We start from the raw sequence: 22,413 nt of genomic DNA, 5'->3' as shown, positions 1-22,413 counted from the left end.
TAAATTAATTTGCTAATTCGCCGACTAAACCTTAATGGTCGGTTTGTGAGGATACAATGAAAACCTTAGCTTTATATGATGTTGAAGCGATTGATCACTTAGTACAACCGTCTGACTTTAATGATAAAACATTAAACTCGCCGGCAATGTCAGTAGTAACTGATTTTAAGCACAGCCTGCCAAACATGATTAACGCTTCTAGTTTTGCTCGTGATGCCTTAGATATGATGCAGCAAGAACAAACCAAACTAAAATTAGTGGTAGATAACGATGGCCATTTAGTTGGTTTGTTGCATATAGATCAACTTTCAGATCAAGCCATTATGCGCCGTATCGCGTTTGGTGACAGCCGTGGTGATATTTTGGTAGCCGATTTAATGCGGCCACGCGAGCGCATTAAAGCGCTGGCTTACCAACAATTACAACAGTGTAATATTGCCGATGTCGTTAACACACTGCAATCTAGTGGTGAATTGCACTGCGTAGTTATTGATCGAGAAAGCCATCAAATACGCGGTATTATTAGTGGCCAAGATATAGCTAGACGGTTGCGCGTAAATTTGCATATTCAGCAAACACCCACCTTTTTAAATATTTTCGATAGCCTAAACGTGTAATAACAAATCACCCCAACTGATAACATAAATCAGTTGGGGCTTTAATACCTGCTTTAGCCCAACCCAATTGGGCTATGCCGCTTAAAATGCACACTCTACCGCGAACAGGTTTGTACTTAATTACAGATCAGGATAGCTTGAAGCTAAGCCTATTCTAATTTGCACTATTCGGGGAGCCTATGCCAATTTTTAGCCAATGTGCACTTGCTGTTGCTGCTAGTTTATTATTCAGCAGCAACGCTTTATTTGCACAAACACCAACGTCTACTAGCACTAGCATCACTAGCAGCCAATATTTTGAAGCAGAAGATATTTTCGATTTAGAATACGCCGCTGACGTACAAATTTCGCCCGATGGCAGCAAAATAGTTTATGTGCGCGCCAGCAATGACATTATGACCGACAGCACCCACACTACACTGTGGTTACTTGATGTTAAAACCGGTAAGCAGCTGCCGCTATTTGCCGATAAATTTAACTACAGCCAGCCGCGTTGGTCTGCCGATAGTAAACAGCTAGCGTTTATTTCTGATGTTAGTGGTAAGCGGCAAATTCATCTACATTGGTTGGCAGAAAACAAAACTGCGCAGTTGTCTACGCTACAAGCTAGCCCAGGCAACCTCACCTGGTCACCCGATGGCAAACAATTAGCTTTTACCATGAACGTGGCGGCCCAAGAAGCTGCAGTAAAGCAAACTGTTAAAAAGGTTAAAAAGCCCAAAGGGGCAAACTGGTCAGAATCAGCCATTGTTATTGACCGCGTACGTTATCAAGCTGATGGCCAAGGCTTTTTAAAACCAGAATTTCGGCAAATTTTTGTCTTACCTAGCGCTGGTGGCACTGAGCGCCAGCTAACTAAAGGCGATTTTAATTACGGTAGCGATCTTAGCTTTACACCCGATAGTAGCGCCTTAGTATTTTCAGCTAACTTAAGCCCTGAATGGGAATTTCAGCCGCGCGATAGCAATTTATATCGTTTAGATTTAGCGACAGAACAACTTACCGCACTCACCGAAATGGCAGGCGATGAGTCCTCGCCGGTATTTTCTGCTGACGGTAAACAGCTGGCGTTCTTATGGCAAAGTAACGATTTAGTGCCTTATACCAACAGCAAGTTAAAAATACTGTCGTTAAAAAACAACGAAATTAGCGATGTAGCAGCAAACTTAGACCTAAGCATAGAAAGCCCAAATTGGCAGAGCAATTCTAGCTTTATCGTACAATACGACCAGCGCGGCATGCGTAAGTTAGGCACACTTACCACTAACGGCAAGCTAACAGAGCTTACGGCAAATTTAAGCGGCGTGTCGCAGCCTCAGCCGTATTTAAGTGGCCAATATAGCGTATCGGCTAACGGTGTTATTGCCTATACCCACGGTACTAGCCAGCGTCCAAGCGAAGTGGCCGTTTTACAAAAAGGTAAAGCCACGGTACTTACCGCACTTAATGAAGACTTATTAGCGCATAAAAAGCTCGCGCAAACCCATGAGGTTATTTATAAATCGTCGTTTGATGGCGAAGAAATGCAAGGCTGGTATATGACGCCGCCCGACTTTGACCCAACAAAAAAATATCCATTAATACTGGAAATTCATGGCGGGCCACATCTAGCCTATGGTCCGCACTGGAGCGCAGAAATGCAGCGTTATGCCAAAGAAGGTTACGTAGTATTTTTCGATAACCACCGCGGTAGCTCATCTTATGGTGAACGTTTTGCCATGTTGTTACACAACAAATATAGCTCGCCAGAAGATTACGCCGATCATGATAGCGGTGTAAACGCGATGATTAAGTTAGGCTTTGTTGATGAAAATAATCTGTTTATTGGTGGTGGTTCAGCCGGCGGTATTGCTACTGCCTATGCTATTGGCTTAACCAACCGCTATAAAGCCGCAGCCGTTGTCAAACCGATAATTAACTGGTTAAGCAAGGTGCTTACTGGCGACTCTTACACCTACCAAACCTTCCACCAATTTCCAGGCGTGCCTTGGGAAAACGTTGAACATTACTGGCAGCGTTCACCGTTAAGTTTAGTTGGCAATGTGCAAACACCAACAATTTTAATTACCGGTGAAAGTGACCGTCGTACGCCAATCTCGGAATCAGAACAGTTTTATCAAGCGCTAAAATTACGCCGCATTGATACTACTATGGTACGGGTGCCGGGTTCGCCTCACGGCATATCTAACCGACCAAGCCGCATGATTGAAAAAGTAGAATACATGCTTGCTTGGTTTGAAAAGTACCGCACGCCATCGAACTAGCGCGTAAAATAGCGTTGTAAAATAGCCAGCGTATCGTGAATATAAGCGATACGCTGCTTTACTGTTGCATCCTGTGGTCGAATACCAATTTTAGCGCCCAGTATCAGTAACTGCTCAGGATCAGTGCAAGCCGCTAAACAATCGTGCATTGTCTGTTCTGTCATCCACGAGACTGGTGAACCGTGTTGAATCAACGCACTGCTTTTAGGCGGTTGATGGCTATCACGCCATGCGCCATACTCACTGTCTTGATCTGACACACCAGAAAACATTACACCCGCTAACACGCCAGCCGCCAGCGCTTCCTGAATATGTGCCACCGCACCATTAATTTCACGCGCTTCAAATACCGAACGACCCCAGTTAATTACTATGCCAAGCGGCGCAGCAGTATATTGATTTACTTCACAAAGTACCGCTATTTCATCGGCTAACGACAAAAAACCTTTTGACGGTACATGGCTATCAACATAAGCATCGCAATGCTCAATAACAATGCGCGCGCCTTGCCAATCCCAGCTGGCCAGCGTATTTAACGATTTAACTAACGCTGCGGTTGATGACGACGCACGGTGGCGTGCCGGTGCAGTATGAATTTGAATCGCCGTAACCGCTTGCCTACCTACGTGCTGATTCAACTTAGCAACCGCTGCGCAAGCTTGCTGCATAAACTGCAGAGCTGCCGCACGACCTGCCTCGTCATTTGACGCCAAACCAAACTGTGGGTTAGTTGCCAACGCATTCATAGTGCCGGGAATACAGGTAAATACGTAATTCCAAGCCGGCGCTATATTTGCCAAAAACCACGCATCGTCATATTGATGCAAACTGCCATAAAATGGATGCTCTAAGCCTTTTAATCTATCCAGTTTTTTTAGTTCGGTGTAGTACGCCGTTTCTAGTGCGGCATTCCAAGTACTGTGATTTGGTGACGCCGCATAAGCGCCAAGATAATATTTCACTATAAATAGCCTTCTAGTCGTCGGGGCTAAGGGTGGTAAACACTAAATGCTTACGCATATCTTTTAAAATGACGCCACGCTTTAGCATTAAACCGCTAAAACGTTTTTGCCACAGCGCTAACTGCGGCTGCGCCGCATCAAGTGCCGCCTGTTCAGCAAATTGCACCCGTGCTAATAAGCTAATTGGAAAAGCTTCATAATCAAAACTAAACCAACACTGCACCACGCCCGCTAATTCTGTTAACGCTTGTTGCTCTAACGCAGTTACTGCACTCATTACATATTGCTGCTGCTTTTTTTGTACTATAGAAAGTTTTTTCATATCTATTCACTTAGTAATTAACACTAACAATACTGCCCTGCTACCCAGCCGCTGGCCCAGGCCCATTGGAAGTTATATCCCCCTAGCCAGCCGGTAACGTCTACTACTTCGCCAATAAAGAATAGGTTATCGTGCTGTTTAGCGGCCATGGTTTTTGACGATAAATCATTGGTGTCTACACCACCTAAGGTGACCTCTGCGGTTCGATAACCCTCAGTGCCGTTGGGTTTAAAAATATAACTGTGTAGGCTATTAGCAATGTTTTGTATGGTTTTATTGTGTAAAGCTTTTAGTGGCTGGTTGGTAACAAGCTGCATGTCTAACAGTTTTTCAACTAAGCGCTTTGGTAGTAATTTGCTTAAAGCGGTTTTTAATTCTTGCTCTGGGTGGCTTTGCTGTTGGTTGGTTAAAAATTCGTTTATGTCAGTTTCTGGTGACAGGTTTACTGTTATATCGTCACCCGGTTGCCAATAGCTAGAAATTTGTAATATGGCAGGCCCACTTAAACCGCGATGTGTAAAGAGCATATCTTCAGGAAATAGAGTGCCATTTGCTTCGACAGTTACCGGTAATGATACGCCGCTAATTTCTTCAAATACGGCTTTGTCTGCCGGCTGCCACGTTACTGGCACTAATGCCGCACGAAGCGGTAGTACGTTAAGACCAAACTGCTCGGCAAGTTGAAAACCAAAGGCTGTAGCGCCTAAATTGGGCAAGCTTAAGCCACCACTAGCGACCACTAAACTGTGACAGGCTCGGCTAACGTCTGGTGTATCGACAATAAAACCCGCCTCCGTTTTGCTCACTTGCTGGATCTGTTGTTGCAGTGCAATTTGTACACCCGCCGTTTTGGCTTCAGTTAGCAGCATATCAACAATATCTTTAGCGCTATTATCGCAAAATAGCTGACCTAAGGTTTTTTCGTGGTAAGCAATATTGTGCTTTTGCACTAGGGCGATAAAATCCCATTGGCTATAACGGCTTAACGCCGATTTACAAAAATGCTTATTGTGCGATAGGAAGTTCTCAGGGCTGGAATACATATTGGTAAAATTACAGCGACCACCACCGGACATAATAATTTTACGGCCAACGCGTTTGCCGTTATCCAGTATTAATACTTTACGGCCTCGTTTGCCGGCTTCTATTGCGCACATTAAACCGGCAGCGCCAGCACCAATTACAATAACATCCCACTGCTGTATCACGGCTATATACCTGCCCATTCGCTAAAGGCGGCTATTGTCGGTGACTATGTTGCCAGATGCAATTAGCGCGAGTGCTAAGACAGAAAAATCTCACGCCTGCCAACACCGCCCTAAGCAACCTATAGGTTTAGTAAACGATTTAATTGTGCCTGTGCTAGGGGTTCATTTTGTTCGGCTGCAAGTTGGTAAAAATCTCGGGCTTTAACTAAATCTTTCTTTACCCCTCGGCCATACTCGTACATCCACGCCAAATTATATTGTGCATTTGCATGGCCCTGCTCGGCGGCTAGGCGAAAGAGTTCTACGGCTTTTTCATCACTCGCTTTTACTTGCCGGCCATTTTTGTAAAATAGGCCAAGTGCGGTTAATGCCCTTGGCACTTGCTCTGATAACGACTGCTGATATAACTCAAAGGCTTTACGCTCATCTAAGTTAACGCCATAGCCTTTTTCGTACATATAACCGAGGTTGGCCACCGCACGTAAATGATTTTGTGCTGCGGATTTTTGATACCAATGTACCGCTTGATTATCGTCTTGGCGCACGCCGCGGCCGGTTTCGTAGCGCAAGCCCAAATTAAACTGCGCATCGGCATCGCCTTGCTGCGCAACCTTAGTGTACCAATACAAAGCTTTTTCATCATTTTGCGCAACACCACGGCCTGCGCCATACATATACCCTAGGTTGTACTGCGCAAATAACACGCCTTGCTCTGCCGCAAGCTGATACCACTTTACCGCCGCAGTATCATTTTTTGCAGTACCATTGCCGTCGGCATAACGTATTGCCGTTAAGTATTGCGCCTGAGCATGCCCTTGCTCGGCCGCTTTAAGAAACCAATTAAATACCTCAACGTCATCAATGTTTTGCTCCGTTGCTTGGCTAAGCATGGCAGCTAAACGAAACTGTGCGTCAACATTACCGGCGGTAGCTGCATGCCGAAACAATGGCATCGCACGACTCGCATCCGCCTTTACACCTAAGCCCTCATCAAAATGCACGGCCAGCTGATAACACGCTTGGCTATCCTTTTGTGCACAAGCGCTTTCAAGAAAGCCAAGCGCTTTATCATAGTTATTACGCACACCTCGGCCTAGTGAATAACTAATGCCGACTTCGCGCTGAGCTTCAACAATGCCTTTAGCCGCCGCTAAGTTAAATAAGTCAAAAGCGCGAGATTCATTTTTACTCACGCCAATACCCTGCAAATAGTATTGCGCTAACTGATACATAGCTCGACTATGCGCTTGCTCAACAGCTCGTTGATACCAACCTATCGCTTTATTGATATCCGCATTCGTACCTCTGCCTGTGCGGTATCGCTCTGCAACAAGATATTGCGCGTCAACATCGCCCTGTACGGCGGCGCGCTCATACCATAATAAAGCACTCACATCATCTTGGGTTACGCCGCGCCCGTTGGCATACATAAACCCAAGGTTATACTGCGCTAACCTATATTGTTGCTCTGCGGCTTTGCGATACCAATATACGGCTAAGGCGTCATCTTGCGCGACACCGTTGCCATTGGCGTTAGCGAGGGCAAGCTGATACTGCGCTTGTGCAGAACCTTGTTCTGCGGCGGCAGTAAACCATCGCACGGCTTTTGCGTCACTCTTGCTCAAACCATCACCGTTGGCATACATAGCGGCTAAATTTAACTGCGCATCAAGTACGCCAGACAGAGCCAACGGATACCAATGGCTGTAAGCTGCCGCATAGTTTTTTTGCTGAAACAAGCGCATACCATTAGCAAAATTGGCTTCGCTAAGCGCTAACACAGGTAAATCGGCCACTTCGTTGCGGTCAGCGGTTAGCGCGGTAATGTCTGGCTGTTTTATCGAATTTTTATCGCTGGTTGCGGTTTTCGATGCCGCCTTTTCCAACCAGTACGCCGCTTGCAGTGCATCTTGCTCAACACCCTGCCCCAGCGAATATAACTTGGCTAACTCAAACTGAGCCGTAGTGTTGCCTTGTTCTGCCAAAGCAAGCCATAGTTGCGCTGCCTTAGCGTGATCGCCTTGCTCATAAGCCGCTTTAGCTGCGGCAATGTCTTGCGATTCTGCCACTAACATAAAGCTGGTTAGCATCAAGCCTATTATTATTTTATTTAGCCGCATCGATGTTACCCTCCATTTCACCTTGTTATATCAAACAAATGCGCCAGCACCAAGCCGGAACGAGAGATAAAAAGTGAATGTCGGGTGAATAAATTAGGGCTTGTTGATCTTTCGTGATGGATTATTAGACAGCATGATGGGCTGGTATAATTACTTTCGCCAAAAACTAACCATGACAACCCATCATGCCAAGAACAATGTTAACAGACGAGTACTGGTCAAAGCTAATCAGATTGATGCTTAAAACGGGCCGCGTATATGACAAGCCGGAACACAGAAATACTTTCGAAGGCATTTTGTATCGGATGCGGGTCGGTTGCCCTTGGCGCGATGTGCCAGAAGCTTTTGGAGATTGGAGCGCCATCTACCGGCGTTTTAACCTGTGGTCTAAGAAAGGCATTCTAATGCAGCTATTCGCAGAGTTAAGGCAATTGGCTGATTTAGAGTGGGAATTTATAGACGGCAGCATCGTCAAAGCGCATCAGCATGCGACAGGTGCTCGCTCAGAAGATAAAGAAGCGATTGGGAAAAGTCGTGGTGGTAACACGACGAAAATCCATATGGCAGTGGATAGTTGCGGCTTGCCAATAGATTTTATTGTGACAGGCGGTGAGGTTCATGACAGTAAAGCAGCCATAGAATTACTAAAACAACTGCCTGATGCCGAACACGTTATCGCTGACCGGGGCTATGATAGCGAGAAGATACGAGAGCAGATCCGAGAAAAAAAGGGCGTCCCTAACATACCGCGCAAGCGTAATTCGAAGATTGGTAATGGCGATATTGACTGGTGTCTGTACAAATATCGCCATCTGGTTGAGAACGTGTTTGCCAGGCTAAAACATTACCGCTCAGTAGCAACAAGGTATGATAAATTAGCCCGGAATTATGCAAGTACACTGGCCTTGGCTTGCTGCCTTATATGGCTGCCAATGTGGGTTGGCTAAATTATAAACAGCAAAGATCAACAGGCCCTAGAAAATTACCGAGTTTAATTGGCCTTATTTGTAAACTGTGCATTATAACCGGCAACTAACCAGCGCCATTGTGCTATATCCCAGTTAAATGCAGGCTGTAAACTACGTTCTTTTAACAAAGAGCGTTGTAAGCGAGCTAGGTTTTGTTGACACCATCCGCCCTGCGGTCTTATCTCGCACTTATCAAAATCAATCAGCCAAAACTGGCCTGTGTTATCTAATAAAATATTGTGGCAATTAAGATCAGAATGGTGCACACCATATTGATGAAACCTCGCGATCAATACCCCTAGGTCATGCCATTCCGCTTTGTTTAATGCTCGTGTTACTAATAGCTGCGCAAGCTCTGTTGATGAGCTAATGCGCTCAATCAAAATGTCAGCACGGTAACCAAAGCGATCTGCTTGGTATAACGCCGCACAGGGGCGAGGCACGGGTAACTGCCATAAGCGCATCTGTTGCAATAAGCGAAACTCAACCATAGCGCGGCTCTTTAACACTGGGCTAGGCCAAAATGTGTCCTTATTTATTTTACCGACTAAACCGCCGCGATAATAATGGCGCAATACCGCCTGTTTATTATCTTGCTGCACAAACCACACGGTATTTCGCCCGGTTGACTGCCCCGTTACTAAACCTCGACGTTGCCAAAATTCAGGTTGAAAGTACGCTAGCTCAAATTCAGGGTAAAAATCGGGGTCAAACCACGCCACATTCGCGCCCTGACACCAGGTTTTAATACCAGCCATAGGTAATAATATCGCAACCTTGGCCATAACTTGCGCCACGGCCCCTTGTTGCTGTTGGTATAATGCAAACGCTTTATGCCCAGTGCGTACGGCCAGATCAGGCTGCGTAATAAGCTGCTGCACCCGCGACACAATGGAGGCGGTATCTGATACCGAAAAATAGGCATCTTGCTTTTGTAGTAGTTGAAATACCTGTTGAAAATTAAATATATAGGGGCCAGACAACACTGTTTTAGCAAACGCCATTGCTTCTAATGGGTTATGGCCACCCCGTGCAATTAAACTGCCGCCAATAAACACAAAATCTGCAAGCTGATACCATGTTAATAGCTCGCCCATACTATCAATCAGCCATACCTCAGTGCCACTACTGGGTGCTTGGCCGCTACTGCGTTGTACGTAAGCTATTTTTTGTTGTTGCAACAACTCAGCAACGGCCGTAAATCGCTCTGGATGCCGTGGCGCTAGCACTAATAGTAGTTCTGGGTGGTCTATTTTTAATTGTTGATACGCTTGTAGTAATATTTCATCTTCGCCGGCATGCGTGCTGCCAGCAACCCAAACTCGCCGCCCTTGTATTAAAGGTTTAATCCGTTGCGCCAGCGCAATGCTGGTTTCGGGGATCGATAATTCGTATTTTATATTGCCCGCAACCTGTACTTGCTTAGCACCTAAAGCTTGAAACCGGCGCGCACTCGCACGATCTTGGGCTAGAATTTGGCTAATGTCCGCCAGCATGGCTTTAGTAAAGCAGCTGAAACGCCGATATCCCTTGGCTGAACGCGCCGATAGCCGAGCATTAATCACTAAAGTAGGTATCGTAAAAGCTTTGCAATTGGCCAATAAATTGGGCCATAACTCAGTTTCTAAAATAATAAACAGTTGTGGCTGCATAAACTTAAGCCAACGACGCACAAGGATCGGATAGTCAAACGGCAGATAACAGTGCTGAATTGTTGGCTGTTCAGCTTGTAGCTGCAAAATAGCAGCAGACGCAGTAGGCGTAGTACAGGTTAACGTTAAAGGCAGTTGTGGGTATTGTTGTAGCAATTGTTTAATAATCGGTTTTGCCGCATTAAACTCCCCCACCGACACCGCGTGCAGCACTATGCCGTTTTTTGCCCGGTTTGATGGCAACTTAACAGCAAAACGCTCAGCAAAGCGCTGACGATACGCAGGATCTTTAACTGAGCGCCACAACAAGTAAGCAATAACCAGCGGCCAGCACAACAATAAAATCAAAGAGTAAAACAGCCGGTTTATCATCAGTACCTTGAACATTAAAATAAAAGACGCCGCTATTATCACAGAATAGCTTGTTACACTGCAATTTGTTAAACTTGTCACACCCAAATCGCTTGTTGTTTATAATGGCCAACGCATTGAAAATTCTGTTTATACCCGTATCTTCCGCTCAAGGCACGGGCGAATACATGCGCTCACTTATTATCGCCCAAGCCATAAAGCAGCACTGGCCTGCAGCAGAAATCAGCTTTATTTTAAGTAAAGATGCGCCCTATGCTACCAGTTGCCCATTTCCATATTTCTTATTAAACAACAGCCCAACTAAAGAAGTTACGGCGGTTAATCAACTGGTAACGCAAATACGCCCCGATGTTACAGTATTTGATTGCTCGGGCCGCGCATCACAAGTGCGTCATGCCAAAACCTGTGGTAGTAAAGTTGTGTTTATTAGTCAACATAAGAAAAAGCGTAAGCGTGGCTTTTCATTCAGTCGTTTGCCGTATTTAGATGCGCACTGGATCACCCAGTTTAAATTTGTTGATGGCGATTTTACTTGGCTAGAAAAACTTAAATTAGCCCTATGCAAGGCAAAGCAACCGCAGTTTATTGGCCCAGTGTTTAGCCAGCCAGCTGCTAATCTACCCGCAGAGTTTGCCAATTTAACTGGCAAAGACTTTGTACTTTGGGCCGCAGGTGGGGGTGGCCACACCTACAAAGGTGTGCCAGCTACTGAAGTATTTTACCAAGCGGCTAAACTACTTAAGCAACCACAACTGCAACATATAGTAGTAACCGGCGCTAACTATCAAGGCACGTTGGCGGAAACGGGGCAAATTCAACTGGTAAAAAGCATTCCCAACGCCGAGTTAATGACCTTAGTGCAGCACGCTAAACTTATTGTTAGTGGTGGCGGTGATATTATGGGACAAGCCATTGCATTGCAGAAAAATATCGTAGCAATTCCGGTAGCAAAAGATCAGCCAACGCGTATTGCTAAATGCCTAGAGCAAGGATTGATCTATACCAGCGCATTAGCACAAGCAGAAATAGCGAATCAAGCTAAACTAGCACTGGCGCAGCCGTTACAACAAAAGCTCAATATTATTCCGGGCTTAACCTATGTACTCGATTATTTTAAAGCAATTTTTGAACCGTCACAGTCATAATCAGCGAACTCTCCCGTTACACTAGCTTTTGGGATAAGCTGTAAAAAGTACTTCTGCAACAGTAAAGATCCGTTAAAATACGTTTACTGATGCCGCAACGCAGGGCCCTAATATGTCAAATTTAAAGCAAAGTTTCTTAGATAGTTTACAGCGCCACCGTGACGCTTTTGCCACTGTAGAAGCCTACCATGACGATGCGATGCAATTGTTTAATGCGGTGCAACATGGCCTAGCCCAAGGTGGCAAAGTGGTGTGGATGGGTAACGGTGGCAGCGCCGCCGATAGCCAGCATTTAGCCGCAGAATTTATGGTGCGTTATAAAGCCGAGCGCGGCCCACTGGCCTCTATTGCCTTAACCACCGACACCTCCATTTTAACTGCTCATGCTAACGACTACCATTTTGACAGCGTGTTTGAGCGCCAAGTTAAAGGTTTAGTGCGCGCCGAAGATGTGGTTATTGGTTTAACCACATCAGGCAAAAGCCCCAATATTAATTTGGCCTTACAAGCCGCTAACGAGCTTGGCGCTTATACTGTGGCTCTAACCGGTCGAGATGGCGGTTTAGTAAAAGACATTGCTAAACTGGCTATTATCGTTAACAACGACGAAACTGCGCGTATTCAAGAAGTGCATATGTTTATTGGCCATTGGCTGTGTGAAGCACTCGACTTTGCCATCACAGGTAGCCATTAATGATTGATTTAAGCCTGCTACAGAACCTATCATCGGCATCAGTATTGGTGGTTGGCGATGTTATGCTTGACCGCTATTTTAACGGCGACTCACAACGCATTTCACCTGAAGCGCCCGTGCCAGTAGTGAAAATCAGTAAAATAGAAGATAAAGCCGGTGGTGCCGCCAACGTAGCGCGTAATATTGCCCACTTAGATGGTAAAACCGGCCTGCTGGGCATTATTGGCAACGACAGTGCTGGTGAATCGTTGCAGCAGCTATTAGTGGGTGAACATATTCATTCTGAGTTATTTAGCCAGAACACTAAACCGACCATTGCAAAAATGCGCGTGGTGTCGCGCCAGCAACAAATAGTGCGCTTAGACCAAGAAGAAATGTTTAGCCTTGCCGACGCCACACTGCTGGCAGAGCGCTTTGCCGGCATTTATCAAACTTACGACGTTATTGTGTTTAGCGATTACAATAAAGGCTCGCTGCAACAAATAAGCAAAATGATTCAACTAGCTAAAATGGCTGGAAAAACGGTATTAGTTGACCCCAAACAAGCCGACTTATCGGTTTATGCCGGTGCTGATGTTATTACGCCTAATTTGGGTGAATTTAAAGCCGCTGGTGGTAAAACAGATTCTCTAGAGCTGATATTAAGTTCGGCGCGCATGCTGATACAGCGCGCACAAGTTAAGGCTATTTTATTAACCCGTAGCGAACAAGGTATGAGTTTAATTACCGCCAACGAGCATCATCATTTTCCAGCTCAAGTACTAGAAGTCAGTGATGTTACCGGTGCCGGCGATACCGTTATTGCTACCTTAGCGGTAATGTTAAGTGCCGGTTTGTCACTTAGTGATGCTACCCAGTTAGCTAACTTAGCCGCGGGTATAGTTGTAGGTAAAGTTGGCGCGGCTACAGTGTCACCCAAAGAGCTGGCGATAAAGCTAAATAAAGACTTATTCCGCCAGGGCGATTTCTACCAAACGCCATTTGATAAAGTGCTGCAGCATATTCAATTTGCCCAGCAAAATAATGAGCGCATTGTCTTTACTAATGGCTGTTTCGATATTTTGCATGCCGGCCATGTGCGCTACCTAGCCCAAGCCAAAGCCTTAGGCGACCGCTTAGTGGTAGGCTTAAATTCAGATGCCTCAGTACGGCGGCTAAAAGGCGAACAGCGACCAATTAATACCCTTGAAGACCGCGCAACGGTATTAGCCAGCTTAGCCAGTGTTGATTGGGTTGTGCCCTTTGGTGATGATGCCAGCGAAAACGACACGCCACTGCAGCTAATTAGCCAAATTTTGCCCGATGTATTGGTAAAAGGCGGTGATTACAGCCTAGATACTATCATTGGTGCGGATGTGGTTATTGCGCATGGTGGCGAAGTACAGGTACTTACCTTTGTTGATGGCCGCTCTACCAGTAAAGTGATCCGCAAAATTCAAGATCTAAAAGGAAATAGCTAATTTGTCTGTGCAGCAACTTAACTCCATTTGCATTTTGCGCTTATCAGCCATTGGCGATGTGTGTAATGCCGTTTCTGTCGTGCAGAGTATTCAGCGTCAGTATCCAAAGGCAAATATAACTTGGGTAATTGGCAAGGTTGAAGCGCGCTTACTCGAAGGCCTGCCAGGTGTTCAGCTGGTAGTATTTGATAAAAAACAAGGCAAAGCCGCTTACGGGCAGTTAAAACAGCAATTAAAAAATGAACATTTCGATGTGCTATTGCATATGCAGGTAGCGTTTCGCGCTAACTTAGCTTCGCTATTTATTAAAGCGCGTAAAAAAATTGGTTTTGATTGGCATACCGCAAAAGAGCTACACGCGTTATTTATGCACCATCGTGTACAAGCCGCACCGCGCAGTCATGTACTAGATGGTTTTCGCCAGTTTGCCAAAGCTATTGGCGTACCAGAACAAGCACCAACCTGGCAGTTACCTATAACAGACGAAGACGAAGCTTGGGCCAAACAGCAGCTTGCCGCCACCGGTAATAGCCGCGTACTTGTTATTAGCCCTGCAGCATCCAAAGCCGAACGTAATTGGTTGCCAGAGCGCTACGCGGCCTTAGCCGATTACGCCATGAGCAAGGGCTTTGCCGTTATGTTATGCGGTGGGCCAACCGAGCTAGAGCGCAATTTAAGCCAAGCTATTATAGCTTCAGCCAGCTGCACTATTACCGATCTAACCGGTAAAACCACGTTAAAACAGTTACTAGCCGTACTTAAGCATGCCAGTGTTGTGCTAGCGCCTGACACTGGGCCAACTCATATGGCCGTAGCCGTAGGCACGCCCGTTATCGGTTTATATGGCCATAGTAACCCCGACCGCACCGGCCCGTATTTATTTCGTCAGTATGTGGTTGAGGTTTACCACCAAAGCTTGCTGGAGCAAAAAGGCAAAACGGCCTCTGAGTTAAAATGGGGCACCAGAGTAAAAGGCAGCAATATTATGCAAAAAATCTCGGTAGCTGCGGTTGCTTCAATGTTTGATAAAGTTGTAACGGAGCAGAAATTATAATGGTGCGCTTATAATGTCATTACGCAAAGCCGCTTTTTTAGATCGAGACGGCGTAATTAACGTTGACCATGGTTATGTTAGCTCGCCAGAGCAATTTGAGTTTATTGACGGTGTATTTGCTGCCTGTCGGCATTTACAACAACAAGGTTATTTATTAATTGTGGTGACTAACCAATCTGGTATTGGCCGTGGCTATTACGACGAAGCCAAGTTTTGGCAACTTACCGCTTGGATGAAAGCCCAGTTTGAAGCGCATCAGGTTAAATTAACCGATGTGTATTTTTGCCCACATCACCCGATTAATGCGAAACCGCCCTATCAAGCCGAATGTGACTGCCGTAAACCTGCGCCTGGTATGTTATTGCAAGCGATAAAGAAATATCAGATAGACCCAGCGCAAAGCTTAATGCTAGGTGATAAAAAAGCCGATATGCAAGCGGCTAAAGCTGCCGGTATTGCGCGTAAAGTTTTAGTATTGTCTGGACAAAACCTAACTGAAGCAGATAAAGCCAGTGCCGATGAAGTATGGCCGTCAATAAAAACGGCGCTGACTGCGCTCTAGTAATCGCAGTCAGGCCTGATGTTTACAGTGCAGCTAATACCACTTCGGCTTTGCTCACTTCAAAGGTTTTTGGTGCTTCTACGTTTAATAAGGTTACTACGCCGTTATCGACGATCATGGCGTAACGCTGTGAACGCACACCACCAAAGTCAGCGGTGTCCATCGTTAAGCCAGTCGCCTTATGAAATGCTGCGCCGCCGTCGGCTAAAAATACAATTTCTTCTGCATTTTGGCTTTTTGCCCATGCGCTCATCACAAAGGCATCACTCACCGCAGTACAAATAATGGTATCAATACCTTTGGCTTTAATTTGGTCAGCTAGCGTAATATAACCAGGTAAGTGTGCCGCCGAGCAGGTTGGTGTAAATGGGCCAGGCACTGCAAATAATACCACTTTTTTATTCGCAAAAATTTGACTGGTGGTCGGGTTCATTACACCTTCTTTAGTCAGTTGTGAAAAACTTACTTCTGGTAACTTATCGCCTACTTTAATCATTATTGTTTCCTTCTTAAGTTAATAGCTACAAATCGAAGTTCATTAAATTGCTGCGTTAATGTACACATCAAAACGGTTATTTTTACTGGTTACCGACATGGTTGGTGCTAACTCAGCAAGAAAGCTAGCATAACTTGGCCGCTTTACTACCACACGCTTTTGCGCCAGCTTAAGTGCCGGTGCCAATAACGCATCGGCATCGGTGTCGCTGCCCACCACATCATGAAATGCGCGCATTTCTTTTTTCACTAATGCGGTTTTATCTCGCGCTGGAAACATCGGGTCTAAATAGACTACATCGACCGAGCTATGTTGCTGTAATGCGTCAAGCGCTGAGCTATGCAGTAGTTTCATACGCTCAGGCAGCCAACTTAGCTCAGCTATTTCTGCACCACGGCGCAAACCATCAAACAGTAAGGCAACAATAGCGGGGTTGCGTTCAACTAAAGTAATACTCGCGCCTAAACTTGCCAACACAAAGGCATCACGGCCTAAACCCGCAGTGGCATCAAGCACGGTCAAATTGCGTTTTTTATTTAACCCACAGGCTTTAGCAATAGCTTCATCTTTGCCACCGCCGTGCATACGTCGATAACTAGCAGCACCGCTGGCAAAATCAACTAAGATAGCGCCTTGCTTAGGTAAATCAGTATGTAACAGCACTAGCGCGTTATCTTGCCAAGCGAGATACCAGCCAGTAGGCGTGGCTATTGGCTGCAAGCCAAATCGCTGTAACTGAATAGCAAGCTCAGCCGGCAGTTCAGTGTTACTAACATAATAAGTACTGTGCATATTTTCACTTAAAAAACTGTGTCAGATTATTATTTTACTGCAACATGCCGACATAGTTATCGCCAACACTAAAGGCAATAATTTGGCTAATCTGCTGCAAGCTACGGTTTGACTGTTGCTGCCACACGTTAAATTGCTGCTGAATTTGTGCCAAACTACGCTTGCTAGTAATACCGCCGTCAAACACCTTGCTTGCACGCAAATAGGCCTCAACATCGGTACTTAAAATAAAGGTGTCTTTACCTATAGCCCTTAGTGCATAAGGCCCAGTATTACCGCCTAAACGTGCACCGTGCTGTTTTAAGTATGCCCACAAGCCAATAATGTTTTCCGTTGGCCAGTTGGCAATAAAACGGGCAAAGCTACCGTGCTCTAAGGCAAGATCGTGAATCATCAAAGCGTTATGGCGAACCGTAAATACTTTATTAGCATTACGAATAATACGCACATCACGCGCTTTTTCTTCCAGCATTTCATCGCTCATTAACAGTATTTTTTCGATATTAAAATCAAAAAACACGTCACAAAAACCAGGCCACTTTTGCCGTACTACTCGCCAGACAAAGCCTGATTGAAATACTTTTTTTGTCAATTCACCCAACAAAAGATTATCAGGTATTACGGCAATATCTTCGGCACTCGCGCAGTTACTAAGTAACGCCTCTAACGCCAGAGCGCCAGCTTTACGCTCACAAGCGCGCTGATATATACGTGTAAAAGGTTCTACTGTTTGCATGTTATTCATCTTTAAAAGCCAATGCAGGTAGCGGCCTTAACCACTACCTTAAATGCGGGTTGCACCTTAGGTGCTTTAGAATGTTGCGCGGTCAGTTGCCGAGGTTAACACGCACACCCCGTTTTCTAACGTTACCGCAGGTTTAGGCACCACAGCACAGTCTGACATTAAACCTAAACGATCATTCTCTGATTTTACCGCAGCGTTATATTGGCTAATCAAAGCCATTATGCTGTTTTCGTTGCCGTCTTTAGTGGATATAGCAATATAGCTAGCTGGGCCACCGCAGGGTTTGCTGCCAAAACCAACAACACGACACTGCTGCACATCATCGGCTTTTGCTTCACCTATCATGGCCATCACTTCTGCACGCATTGCCGGTAAGTTTATTTGCTCTGCCATTTGTTGCTTCCTCGCTTTAACCGCACCAATCGGGTTTGTCGCGGGATCAATTGGCTCTACTACCGGGTTAGGTGGTAAACGCTCTACTGAGCTATCACTGCCAGCTTGACCCTGCTGACAGGCGGTCAATGTTAAGGTTGTTATGATAAGTATTAATAACTTAGTGCGCATTCTATTATCCTCCACGGTCTGACATTTAGCTTGGCAGAGCCGGTGTGAATTGGCAATGAATCATTAATTAAACCTAGCAAGTTAAACCCATATGTCGCAGCAGTGCGGCATTGCTCGGTTCACGGCCACGAAAACCTTTAAACAGTTCCATAGGTTCAGCGCTACCGCCACGCTCTAAAATCCAGGTTAAAAAATCGTAGCCAGTATTAGCATTAAAAATACCTTCTTCTTCAAACCGGCTAAACGCATCGGCTGATAACACTTCGGCCCACAGATAACTGTAATAACCTGCAGCATAACCGCCGGCAAAAATATGGCTAAAGCCATGCTGAAAGCGGTTAAAACGTGGCGGAACTATAACCGACACCTCGGCACGTACTTCGTCTAGCATTTGCTGTACCCTGCCGCCCTGCTCTGGGTCGTACTCGGCGTGTAGCCTAAAATCAAATAAAGCAAATTCTAACTGACGCACTAAAAATAGGCCTGAATGAAAGTTCTTGGCCGCTAACATTTTATCTAACAAATCTTGAGGTAAGGGCTCACCCGTTTTATAATGACCGGAAATAATCGCTAGCGCTTCGCTTTGCCAACACCAGTTTTCTAAAAACTGGCTAGGTAGTTCCACCGCATCCCACGCCACACCATTAATACCGGCAACAGCGGCTGCATCTACCTTAGTTAGCATATGGTGAATACCGTGGCCAAACTCATGAAATAATGTCACTACTTCGTCATGGGTAAACAACGCTGGTTTGCCACCTATTGGCTTATTAAAGTTACAGGTTAAATAAGCGATAGGCGCTTGCACCGTGCCATCGGGTAAAATTCTGCGCCCTTGGCAGTCATCCATCCACGCACCGCCACGCTTGTGCGGTCGAGCATAGAGGTCTAAATAAAAACTACCGCGCAGCTCATTATTACCATCAAAAATATCGTAAAACTTAACGTCGCTATGCCATACATCAACACCCGTGCGCAGTTTTACCGTAACACCAAACAGTTTATTTAATACCGTAAATAAACCAGCAACCACTTTATGTTCTGGAAAATACGGCCGTAACAGTTCATCAGAAATCGCGTAGCGGGCCTGTTTTAACTTTTCGGCGTAATAAGTAATATCCCACGCCGCAAGTTGACTGATGCCAAATTCCTCTTTTGCAAACGCGGCTAAATCTGCTAAATCTTGCTCAGCTTGAGGTTTAGCTCGCGTGGCTAAATCATGTAAAAATGCTAAAACTTGGTCGGGGCTTTGTGCCATTTTGGTAGCTAAAGACTCTTCTGCCGCATTATTAAAATCAAGCAGCTGCGCTAACTCATGCTTTAATGCTAAGGTTTCTTCAATAATAGCTGTGTTATCAAACTGCCCTGCCGTAGGGCCTTGATCAGAGGCACGCGTGCAATAGGCGCTGTAAAGCTCTTCGCGGAGCTGGCGATTGTCCGCATAGGTCATTACGGCAATATAACTGGGGAATTCTAGCGTAAATACCCAACCGCCAAGCTCTCGGCTGGCTGCCTCTTCTGCCGCAGCTAATTTGGCATCATCAGGTATGCCGGCAAGTTCAGCTTCATCCGTTACTTGCTTAAACCAGGCTTGAGTTGCATCTAAGGTATTATTAGAAAATTGCGAGCTTAAATCAGATAGTCGGCTTTGTATTTCGCCATAACGCTGTTTTTTATCTGTCGACAAACCAATGCCAGACAGTTTGAAGTCGCGCAACGCGTTTTGAATCACTTTTTGTTGCGCTGGGGTTAAATTAGCATAGTCAGCACTTTGTGCCAGTTGCTGATACTTTTGATATAAACCTTCGTGCTGCCCCAACCAGGTGCTGTAATCGGATAACAACGGTAAGCAGCTTTCGTAAGCTTCACGTAGCTCTGCACTGTTTAATACCGAATTTAAATGTGACACCGGTGACCACAGTTTGCTTAAGCGCTCGCTATCTTGCTCTAGCTGCTCGACTAAGCTGTGCCAACTTACGTCAGAAGCCGCAACAACCCGCTCTACCGCCGCTCTAGACTGCGCAATAGCCTGCTCGACTGCGGGCTTAACTAACTGAGGCGTAATATGCGAAAAAGGCGGTAAGCCGGTAAAAGATAGCAACACGTTGTCAGAAGCAGTCATAATAAACCTTTTATAAAAATGTAACTGATTAAGCCTAATGTTGGGGCACACTGTGCCATTATCAACACAGTTTTAGCCTATTGGCAGAATAGCTTTTGCCTGTCTATAATGTGCACAGTTTGTTAATCAAGGGAATAGATTCACATGAAAACATTACATAAAACACTGCTTATTAGCGGCTTAACGGCACTGTTAAGTATGCCCGCAAGTGCAGATGATATTGATGAGGCCATAACAACAGCAACTAAACATTATAAAGCCGGTGAGCTGTCGCAAGCTATTGCCCAGCTTGATTATGCCAGCACGCTAATCCGCCAAGAAAAAGGTGAGCAAGTAAAAAAGGTTTTTCCTGCGCCGCCGTCTGGCTGGAAGGCTGACGAAGCCAGCAGCGACGTGGCCGGTGCGGCAATGTTTGGCGGCGGTATTAACGCATCAAGGGCCTACTACAACGACAACAGTCGCATAGAAATTCAACTGATGATGGATTCACCTATGCTACAAGCTTTTTCAATGATGCTAAGCAACCCATCAATGATTGCTATGTCGGGTGGTAAACTAACAAAAATTCAAGGTATTCAAGCGGTACAAAAAATTGATGGCGATAGCGTGGAAATTCAGTTTGTAACGCCAAGCGGTGCCATGGTTACGCTAAGTGGTGATAAAGCCGCGCAAAGCACCCTATTAGAATTGGCCAATGCCATAGATCTGAAAAAGCTCTAGTTTTAAGCCTCTACACCCAGCACTATTTAGTGCTGGGCTTGTAAAATCTCGTTTGACCCCATATAAACTGTTGATACTTAGTGATCACGGAACAGTGTTATGACGCGTCATTTTAATTTTCTTACTATAGGTGCCGGCAGCGGCGGTATTGCCAGCGCCAACCGCGCCGCAATGCGTGGGGCAACAGCAGCGGTAATAGAAGCTAAAGTTGTCGGCGGCACTTGCGTTAATGTGGGTTGCGTACCAAAAAAAGTGATGTGGTACGGCGCGCATATTGCTGAAGCATTAAAATACAGCGCAGCCTACGGCTTTGACGTCACGCAAAACAATTTCACTTGGGCTACCTTAGTGCAAAACCGTGAAGCTTATATTCAACGCATTCATGGTAGTTACCAACGCGGCTTTGACAGCAACGGCGTTAGCTATATTCAAGGCTTTGCCCGCTTTATCAATGCCAACACGGTTGAAGTTAATGGCGAGCAGATCACGGCGGATCATATTACTATTGCCGTTGGCGGCCGACCGTCTATTCCGGCCATTCCAGGCGCAGAACATGGCATAGATTCCGACGGTTTTTTTGCCCTCACTACTCAACCGAAAAAAGCTTTAGTTATTGGCGCTGGCTATATCGCAGTAGAAATTGCTGGCGTACTGCATGCTCTAGGCAGCGACACCCATTTACTGGTGCGCAAAGATCGACCACTGCGTTATTTTGATCACGACATTACTGACATGCTATTAGAACGCATGGCACAAGATAAACTAAACCTACATACCCATATTAACGTGACTAAAGTTGAAAAAGTAAGCGACACTAATTTAACTGTGCATTGTGATAATGGCACTGTATTTACAGATGTTGACTGCTTAATTTGGGCCATTGGCCGCGAACCTGCAACCGACCAACTAAACTTAGCTGCAGCCGGTGTCACTGTTGATAAACACGGTTTTATTCGCACCGATAAATACCAAAATACTAATGTTAAAGGCATCTACGCGGTAGGTGATATTACCGGCGAAGCTCAGCTGACACCGGTAGCAGTAAAAGCAGGCCGTATGTTAGCTGAGCGACTATTTAATAAAGAGATGAGCGATGCACATATGGATTATCGCTTAATTCCAACCATTGTATTTAGCCACCCGCCAATCGGTACTATTGGTTTAACTGAAGACGAAGCCAAACAACAATATGGCAATGAAAACATAAAAGTTTATCGCTCAAACTTTGCCGCAATGTATAACGCTATTACGCCACACCGTGCGCTAAGCCGGTTTAAATTGGTTTGTGCTGGTAGCGATGAAAAAGTAGTAGGTTTACATGGTATTGGCGAAGGCATGGACGAAGTACTACAAGGCTTCGCTGTAGCCATTAAAATGGGCGCAACTAAAGCCGATTTTGATGCCACGGTAGCGTTACATCCTACCAGTGCCGAAGAGTTTGTTACCTTACGTTAAATTATCATCTCTGTAGACTTAGCTCAGGTTAACGCATCCTGAGCTATTTTTTTGTGTAAAAACCAGACAAACCTTGATCTGTCGATGCATTGCTTTAAAATGCAACAAACCCATAACTT

The 22,413-nt window shown here is 45.5% G+C and carries 20 protein-coding genes; 10 read left to right on the top strand and 10 right to left on the bottom strand.

All coding sequences use genetic code 11. The annotated features are described in order from the left end of the window. Nucleotides 1-56 precede the first annotated feature (56 nt). Together E0Z06_RS02410 and E0Z06_RS02405 are read left to right on the top strand one after the other, a co-directional pair. Entirely contained in the window at nucleotides 57-617 is a 561-nt protein-coding gene (locus E0Z06_RS02410; protein WP_132581546.1) for a CBS domain-containing protein, read from the top strand. 179 nt (nucleotides 618-796) lie between these two features. Then, the gene (locus E0Z06_RS02405; protein ID WP_132581544.1) at nucleotides 797-2,881 is read left to right on the top strand and encodes a S9 family peptidase; all 2,085 of its coding nucleotides are present in this window, start codon (nucleotides 797-799) and stop codon (nucleotides 2,879-2,881) included. On the opposite strand, the gene E0Z06_RS02400 is transcribed toward E0Z06_RS02405, so the two are convergent. From E0Z06_RS02400 to E0Z06_RS02385, 4 genes are all read right to left on the bottom strand, one after another. Next, nucleotides 2,878-3,843, bottom strand: a complete 966-nt coding sequence (locus tag E0Z06_RS02400) for a DUF4862 family protein (RefSeq protein WP_132581542.1) — start codon at nucleotides 3,841-3,843, stop codon at nucleotides 2,878-2,880. The two genes, E0Z06_RS02405 and E0Z06_RS02400, sit on opposite strands and share 4 nt — an antisense overlap. 13 nt (nucleotides 3,844-3,856) lie before the next feature. Continuing rightward, nucleotides 3,857-4,165, bottom strand: a complete 309-nt coding sequence (locus tag E0Z06_RS02395) for a hypothetical protein (RefSeq protein ID WP_132581541.1) — start codon at nucleotides 4,163-4,165, stop codon at nucleotides 3,857-3,859. A gap of 23 nt (nucleotides 4,166-4,188) precedes the next feature. Continuing rightward, nucleotides 4,189-5,370 carry an NAD(P)/FAD-dependent oxidoreductase gene (locus E0Z06_RS02390; RefSeq protein WP_132586648.1) on the bottom strand — a complete coding sequence of 394 codons (1,182 nt, stop codon included), beginning with the start codon at nucleotides 5,368-5,370 and terminating at the stop codon, nucleotides 4,189-4,191. A 122-nt stretch (nucleotides 5,371-5,492) separates the two neighbouring features. Further along, nucleotides 5,493-7,493 carry an SEL1-like repeat protein gene (locus E0Z06_RS02385; protein WP_132581539.1) on the bottom strand — a complete coding sequence of 667 codons (2,001 nt, stop codon included), beginning with the start codon at nucleotides 7,491-7,493 and terminating at the stop codon, nucleotides 5,493-5,495. 185 nt (nucleotides 7,494-7,678) lie between these two features. Between E0Z06_RS02385 and E0Z06_RS02380 the strand changes: the two genes are divergently transcribed. Then, a complete protein-coding gene (locus tag E0Z06_RS02380; protein ID WP_011789342.1) occupies nucleotides 7,679-8,440 on the top strand; it encodes an IS5-like element ISSpu10 family transposase in 762 nt (253 codons plus the stop codon). Between the two features lie 44 nt (nucleotides 8,441-8,484). Here E0Z06_RS02380 and waaA read toward each other — a convergent pair whose 3' ends face one another. Continuing rightward, nucleotides 8,485-10,500 carry a lipid IV(A) 3-deoxy-D-manno-octulosonic acid transferase gene (gene waaA, locus E0Z06_RS02375; RefSeq protein ID WP_243695543.1) on the bottom strand — a complete coding sequence of 672 codons (2,016 nt, stop codon included), beginning with the start codon at nucleotides 10,498-10,500 and terminating at the stop codon, nucleotides 8,485-8,487. 152 nt (nucleotides 10,501-10,652) lie between these two features. Here waaA and E0Z06_RS02370 point away from each other — a divergent pair, with 152 nt between their 5' ends. The 5 genes from E0Z06_RS02370 (at nucleotide 10,653) to gmhB (ending at nucleotide 15,400) form a co-directional block, all read left to right on the top strand. Next, a complete protein-coding gene (locus tag E0Z06_RS02370) occupies nucleotides 10,653-11,630 on the top strand; it encodes a hypothetical protein (protein WP_132581537.1) in 978 nt (325 codons plus the stop codon). Nucleotides 11,631-11,742: 112 nt separating this feature from the next. Then, complete coding sequence (locus E0Z06_RS02365; protein WP_132581535.1) at nucleotides 11,743-12,324, top strand: SIS domain-containing protein; 582 nt, start codon at nucleotides 11,743-11,745, stop codon at nucleotides 12,322-12,324. Continuing rightward, nucleotides 12,324-13,784, top strand: coding sequence for a bifunctional D-glycero-beta-D-manno-heptose-7-phosphate kinase/D-glycero-beta-D-manno-heptose 1-phosphate adenylyltransferase HldE (gene hldE / locus E0Z06_RS02360; protein WP_207903130.1), 1,461 nt, complete (start codon nucleotides 12,324-12,326; stop codon nucleotides 13,782-13,784). Before E0Z06_RS02365 ends, hldE begins: the two co-directional genes overlap by 1 nt. Before the next feature lie 7 nt (nucleotides 13,785-13,791). Beyond that, nucleotides 13,792-14,838, top strand: coding sequence for a glycosyltransferase family 9 protein (locus E0Z06_RS02355; protein WP_347812436.1), 1,047 nt, complete (start codon nucleotides 13,792-13,794; stop codon nucleotides 14,836-14,838). A 13-nt stretch (nucleotides 14,839-14,851) separates the two neighbouring features. After that, entirely contained in the window at nucleotides 14,852-15,400 is a 549-nt protein-coding gene (gene gmhB, locus E0Z06_RS02350) for a D-glycero-beta-D-manno-heptose 1,7-bisphosphate 7-phosphatase (protein WP_132581531.1), read from the top strand. A 22-nt stretch (nucleotides 15,401-15,422) separates the two neighbouring features. On the opposite strand, the gene E0Z06_RS02345 is transcribed toward gmhB, so the two are convergent. The 5 genes from E0Z06_RS02345 to prlC all read right to left on the bottom strand — a co-directional run bounded on the left by E0Z06_RS02345 (nucleotide 15,423) and on the right by prlC (nucleotide 20,119). Beyond that, nucleotides 15,423-15,896: a peroxiredoxin gene (locus tag E0Z06_RS02345; protein ID WP_132581529.1), complete on the bottom strand. Its 474-nt coding sequence runs from the start codon at nucleotides 15,894-15,896 to the stop codon at nucleotides 15,423-15,425. Nucleotides 15,897-15,938: 42 nt separating this feature from the next. Next, a complete protein-coding gene (locus tag E0Z06_RS02340; RefSeq protein WP_132581527.1) occupies nucleotides 15,939-16,688 on the bottom strand; it encodes a class I SAM-dependent methyltransferase in 750 nt (249 codons plus the stop codon). A gap of 34 nt (nucleotides 16,689-16,722) precedes the next feature. Beyond that, on the bottom strand, nucleotides 16,723-17,424 hold the full coding sequence (locus E0Z06_RS02335) for a DNA-3-methyladenine glycosylase I (RefSeq protein WP_132581524.1): 702 nt from the start codon (nucleotides 17,422-17,424) through the stop codon (nucleotides 16,723-16,725). Nucleotides 17,425-17,499: 75 nt separating this feature from the next. After that, nucleotides 17,500-17,997, bottom strand: a complete 498-nt coding sequence (locus E0Z06_RS02330; protein WP_132581522.1) for a hypothetical protein — start codon at nucleotides 17,995-17,997, stop codon at nucleotides 17,500-17,502. Between the two features lie 73 nt (nucleotides 17,998-18,070). After that, a complete protein-coding gene (gene prlC, locus E0Z06_RS02325) occupies nucleotides 18,071-20,119 on the bottom strand; it encodes an oligopeptidase A (protein ID WP_132581520.1) in 2,049 nt (682 codons plus the stop codon). Nucleotides 20,120-20,263: 144 nt separating this feature from the next. On the opposite strand from prlC, the gene E0Z06_RS02320 reads away from it, so the two are divergent. After that, nucleotides 20,264-20,839, top strand: a complete 576-nt coding sequence (locus tag E0Z06_RS02320) for a hypothetical protein (RefSeq protein WP_132581518.1) — start codon at nucleotides 20,264-20,266, stop codon at nucleotides 20,837-20,839. Nucleotides 20,840-20,938: 99 nt separating this feature from the next. Beyond that, nucleotides 20,939-22,294, top strand: a complete 1,356-nt coding sequence (gene gorA / locus E0Z06_RS02315; RefSeq protein WP_132581516.1) for a glutathione-disulfide reductase — start codon at nucleotides 20,939-20,941, stop codon at nucleotides 22,292-22,294. Nucleotides 22,295-22,413: the final 119 nt, after the last annotated feature.

Source organism: Rheinheimera sp. D18 (assembly GCF_004345025.1).
GTDB classification, from domain to species: Bacteria; Pseudomonadota; Gammaproteobacteria; order Enterobacterales; family Alteromonadaceae; genus Alishewanella; species Alishewanella metallidurans.
This window is presented reverse-complemented; position numbering and strand designations above follow the sequence as displayed.